The organism is Agathobaculum sp. LCP25S3_E8, from assembly GCF_052117165.1.
Classification (GTDB): domain Bacteria; phylum Bacillota; class Clostridia; order Oscillospirales; family Butyricicoccaceae; genus Agathobaculum.
This window is the reverse complement of record NZ_JBQKJR010000107.1, coordinates 1-5,237: the sequence shown is the minus strand read 5'-3', so window position 1 is coordinate 5,237 and position 5,237 is coordinate 1. Positions and strand designations below refer to the sequence as shown.

Below are 5,237 nucleotides of genomic sequence, written 5' to 3'. Positions count from 1 at the left end.
GGAAGATTGACCCCTTTCCTATCAATATTTGCTTCAAAGAGCCTGGTTTTTCGACCGGGTTCTTTTTTTGCCCTTGTGGACGCTGCGTGGACGCTTGCTCCTGTATCATAAAATCGACTGGAACAGAAAGGAAGGAATACTTATCAAAATGAAGAAAAGAATCGTGAGTCTGTTGCTCTGCGTTGCTATGCTATACTCGCTCCTGCCGTTTTCGGCTTTTGCGGCAGACAGCGAACAGTTGAAGGATGTGGCAGATATCAAAAATGTGCTATTGTATGAGGGAACCTCACCGACTACCGGAACAAAGGTAGAGGTAGAAGAAGGCGAGTATTATCTCATCAAAAATACAAGCCAGATGCTCTTATATTATGAGTTCGACATTCGCGAAGATGCAGTACTATCGGCAGACATACCCTATTATTTGCCGATCCCCAAAGGCTTGGAGATTAGAGGGGAAGGTACAGAGTCTTTAAAGTTGACACGCGAGGATGGAGTAGAAGAGACGTTCGCCACACTGAATTGGAATTCGTCCGGTGCAGCGCTGACCTTTACCCAAGCTTTTGTAGAGAATAAGGAACAAGAAGCTACCGGAACGCATTGCTACTTTGGCTGCGTGTTTAACAAGGAAACTGCAACTAAGGTGGACGGGGAAAATAACCGCTACAAAATCGAATTGACGACCAGTACTACTGTCACGGTAGGACTTGATGAGGATGAGATTAGGGAACAGGCGGCTAAACTGGAAAAAACAGTGGAAAAGGATCCCGGTGACCCGAACCTCCTGACTTGGACGATTACCTATACGCCTTACAAGAACACGGAAAAGACTGAATTTCAAATCCGTGATACGCTGGGTGAGGGGATGAGCCCCGCATTTTTAAATGCCGATGGGACTATCGATTCCAACGAAGTGACTGTCAAGCGGGGTGGCACAGAAATCAGCACCGCTAAGGTTGCATATGACAGTGGGACCAGAACCCTGACAATCTCTGATATGGGAGAAGACAAAACCAACTGGGATCAACCAATCACCATAACCTACCGGACAAAAATGGATACGGCCCTCTCTTTGCCGAAGCCTAACAGCAAGGATGCGGTCAGTCAGGGCGGGGAGCTCACCAATCAAGCTGCCCTGTGGGGGAAGGAACCGGCGGACGGCGAATTGAAGTTGCTTGACATTAAGGTAACCGCAACACATGAACTGGCTAAAACCACCTATCTATCGAAAAAGGTCGAGAAGGTAGGTGCCGATGGCCGTCTGCTCCGTTGGACAGTGACGGTAGACCGTGGGGTCATACCGACAGGGACAACAATCACCTTGACCGATACGCTGCCGGACAGTCTTGATTTAGTCACTGCGGATAGTGATCCTGCCAAAGGGCCGACATTGAATGGAACCTCGCATACGCTGACGGTAGATGCGACAACGAAATCCTTCTCTCTGACGCTGAACGATGATTCGTTCGTTAATGGCAAGGCTATTTTGGTGTATGATACCAGAGTAAAGGAAGCCTTTTACGAGAAGGGCGACGACTTAGGCGCAAACACCGCTAAAATCCATTTTGAAATTGAGGGTCTCTCTTATACCCCTACCGTGACCGTTGGGGTGGGCAAGGGTGCCGGAGTAAGCACTGCACGGCTGACCAAGGTCAATCAAGGCTTTGGCGGCAAGAGGGAAGGCTATCTTCGCAGTGCAAGGAGCAGTCAATGGAGGGTAACCATCAACCCCAACAAAGCTGATTTGTCTTATGCGGAGTTGACAGATGATTTCGGCAGTATCGGAAAGAATATTTCCTGCCAAGACGCAGACGCAGGGCATACGCGCGGTTCCTCACTGAACTGGGAGGCAATCACGGGCGTTTGGGACGGCGGCATTCAGGTGAAATTTGATGGCCAATACAGCGGAGAGGTTACCATTAAAAAACCGGACTGGACAGGAAACACCTGCTCCATTGTGGCCGATGGGACAAGCAATGTGCAAATTGGTACAGATGCGCCATTGCTCACTCTGACGGAAAACGATGGAAAGCTGAATTTCACAGTCGGCAATGTGGGTCAGACCTCCATTTCTATTACATATGTTACCAAACTCAATGACCCCTGTGCCTTTGCGGGGAACATCATACAGCATCAAAGAGTAACAAACACCGTAGCAGGAAGAATGAGACTGGGTAGTCACGAGCTTTCTGATGTGGGATTCTATGCCGTTGCAGATATCTCCAGTAAAATTCTGGAAAAAGGAAAACCGGTATATGATTATGCAACAGGACAGATCCAGTGGACGGTTACGGTGAACGAGAGCGGGATGCCTCTGAGCAATCTGGTTCTTACGGATACGCTGGCGGATGGTCTGACCTATGTAGATGGTTCCTTGCAGGTGAACGGGGCAACTCCGACCACAGCTATCACGGCAACGCAAAGCGGACAGCTTTTGACCATCAGATTGGGCGATATTTCCGCAAAAACTACGGTCTCATTCCGGACAAGCATTGACCCGAATAAGCTGGGCTTTGACAAAGGAAACGATGTTTCTCTGAGCAACAGCATTGAGATGACAGGAAAGGCGTTTGAAGAGGAATTTAAACCGGTATCCTCTACTGTCAAGCAGACCATTTCCAACCATGGCCTTGATAAGTCCGGTAAGCTGAATAAGGAGGACGAACAGATTGCATACACGGTAACCATTAACCCGTTCCATATACCGTTGAGCAATGCATCTGTGACGGATACACTGCCGAAAGGTCTGCGGCTGGATCCGGATACCGTCAAGCTTCATAAAGCCACTCTGAGCGGCAATACAGGAGATGGCGGCAAGGGAGCACCTACTGCTACCAAGGGTACGGAGGTGACAGATGGTTGGAGTTTTACCACCAATGCGGCGGATAATTCCTTCACTGTGAAGCTGCCGGACGGAAACGATGCCTATGTGCTGACCTATGCGGCGGATATTCTGGACATGACTCAGAACCAGAATTATTCCAATAAAATCGTCTTCAGCACAAGCGGCGGTACTGCTACCATGGGCGGCGAGAAACAAAACTCCGTGACTGCAGGCGGCGGAGGCGGCGGAGGCGGCGGTGTGGCTTCTCAAAAAAAGGGCAGCTTGACGCTGACGAAGCAGGGGGAGAACGGGACTGCGCTTTCCGGCGTGACCTTTACCCTGTATCTGTGGGACAAGGATAATAACAGGCGTGACATGGCGTTCAGTCAGGATGTGACGGACAGCGATGGTAAAATCACCTTCAAGGCGTTAAAGCTGAATAAATCCTATGAGCTGGTGGAAACTACTCCTGCCGGTTATCAGGCGGGTTATAAGCTTGTGGGTACAATGCCGGCCGGTGTTACGAAAAATGCAGACGGAAATCTTGTACTTACTCCTACAGCTACTGCGAAGCAGATTGCATTGACACTGAAAAATGAGCTTATTACTGTGAAAACCGCCGGTAAACTGACCGTTATCAAACAGGATAGAGGAAATTCCCAGCCTTTGGCTGGTGCGAGATTTGCACTGTATGACAACGAATTATGCACGGGGTCCCCTCTTGCGACCAAAATTACAGACGCCACCGGTCAGGCGGTCTTTGAGAATTTGGAACCGGACAAGCCCATGTGGCTTAAGGAGCTTTCGCCTCCGGCCGGTTATCGAGCGGACGGAAGTGTAAAGAAAATTCTGATTGATGCAAGTGGACCATTGAATATTACGGAAACGGTGGAAAACACCGCTCTGCCCAGCGGCGGGAGCGGTGGAATTGGCGGCGGCTCTGGAGGCGGGACGCAGTCCCCCAAGCCAAACAAGCCGAACCCCGATGCTCCGGCTGCTCCTCCCTCACAGGAGCCGCCCATTCAGCCCGATGCCCCGACCCAACAGCCAGACAGTCCGGTACAGCCCAATGTTCCGGCACAGCCTGATGCCCCAGCACAGCCCAGCGTTCTGAACACCGATGCCTCTAACCGGACAGACCGCCGGGATCCGTCGGCAGATAGGGAGAACAGCAAAACGGAGGCGGCAAAACTGCCGCAGACAGGGCAGCTCTGGTGGCCCGTCTGGCTGCTGACCGCTGTCGGCATCCTGATTCTGATCGGGGAGCTCACCACACGAAAGCGGTACGTTGGAAAACATGAAAAGTAAAGCATTGACCACGGGAGGGCTGCTGATGCTGCTGGCAGCGGCCCTCCTGACCCTGTGGAACGTCCGAGAGGGAGACCGGGCCGCACAGGCGGCGGAAACCGCGAGAAACAGCGTGGAACAGGCCGTTGCTGTGGAAACGGCGCAGACCGCGCCGCCGGAAGAAGTTGAGATTTCTCCACCGGATCCCGCGCGGCCCATGCCCACCGTGGAGGCAGACGGAAACCTCTATATCGGCACATTGGGGATACCCGGCCTTGGGTTGGAACTTCCGGTATTGAGCGAGTGGAGCGATACGCTGCTGAAAACAGCTCCCTGCCGCTACGCAGGTTCTGCCTATCTGGATAATATGGTAATAGCAGGACACAACTACCGCAGGCACTTCGGTGGTCTGCATAGCTTACAAGTCGGAGATAGTGTGTTTTTTACGGATGCTGAGGGACTGCGCCTTTCTTATACGGTCGGATTGGTGGAAAAGCTTTCGAGTACTGCGGTGGGGGAAATGATAACAGATAAATGGGATATGACGCTATTTACCTGCACTGCAAGCGGTTTGGAACGAGTGGCGATACGATGCCAGCGGATCAAAGAGGAATAGATATTTCCTACTCGCAAATTGCTTTCAGTATATAGGGCGAGTATATGAGCCAGTATTCGTGGGCGGAGATGACGCTGGCCACACTGGAAGATTGACCCCTTTCCTATCAATATTTGCTTCAAAGAGCCTGGTTTTTCGACCAGGTTCTTTTTTTCGCCCTTGTGGACGCTGCGTGGACACTTGCTCCTGTATCATAAGATCAACCGGATCAGAAAGCGAAGGATAGAAATCAGGTGATACCAACATGAAGATCATTGCAGTAGACCCGAACCCCGAAAAGCTGATGCGCCTGTCGGCGGAAATCAGAAAGAGTACACCGCCGGGTTCCTCCGTTGAGTGCTTCTGCGACCCGCTATACGCTCATCAGTATTCGTTCTATCATCCCGTTGACGCGCTGTATGCCGTCGCACGGATGGGCCCCCTGACCGGGCTGGAGCTTGCGGAGAATATGCGGTCAAGGTATCCTGCACTGCGTGTGTTCATTCTCTGGCACAACGATGCATTCCGGCAAGA

The 5,237-nt window shown here is 51.5% G+C and carries 3 protein-coding genes; all 3 read left to right on the top strand.

The genetic code is table 11. The annotated features are described in order from the left end of the window. The first annotated feature begins 148 nt into the window (after positions 1-148). On the top strand, positions 149-4,129 hold the full coding sequence (locus ACTQ34_RS17475; protein WP_441364880.1) for a SpaA isopeptide-forming pilin-related protein: 3,981 nt from the start codon (positions 149-151) through the stop codon (positions 4,127-4,129). A 25-nt stretch (positions 4,130-4,154) separates the two neighbouring features. Beyond that, complete coding sequence (locus ACTQ34_RS17470; RefSeq protein WP_441147023.1) at positions 4,155-4,724, top strand: sortase; 570 nt, start codon at positions 4,155-4,157, stop codon at positions 4,722-4,724. A 244-nt stretch (positions 4,725-4,968) separates the two neighbouring features. Further along, on the top strand, positions 4,969-5,237 hold a 269-nt coding region (locus ACTQ34_RS17465), incomplete at its 3' end, for a hypothetical protein (RefSeq protein WP_441364879.1).

Excerpts from the sequence above, each read along its gene's own strand:
- ACTQ34_RS17470 (WP_441147023.1), top strand. The coding sequence starts at position 4,155 with ATGCTGCTGGCAGCGGCCCTCCTGACCCTGTGGAACGTCCGAGAGGGA.
- ACTQ34_RS17475 (WP_441364880.1), top strand. The coding sequence starts at position 149 with ATGAAGAAAAGAATCGTGAGTCTGTTGCTCTGCGTTGCTATGCTATAC.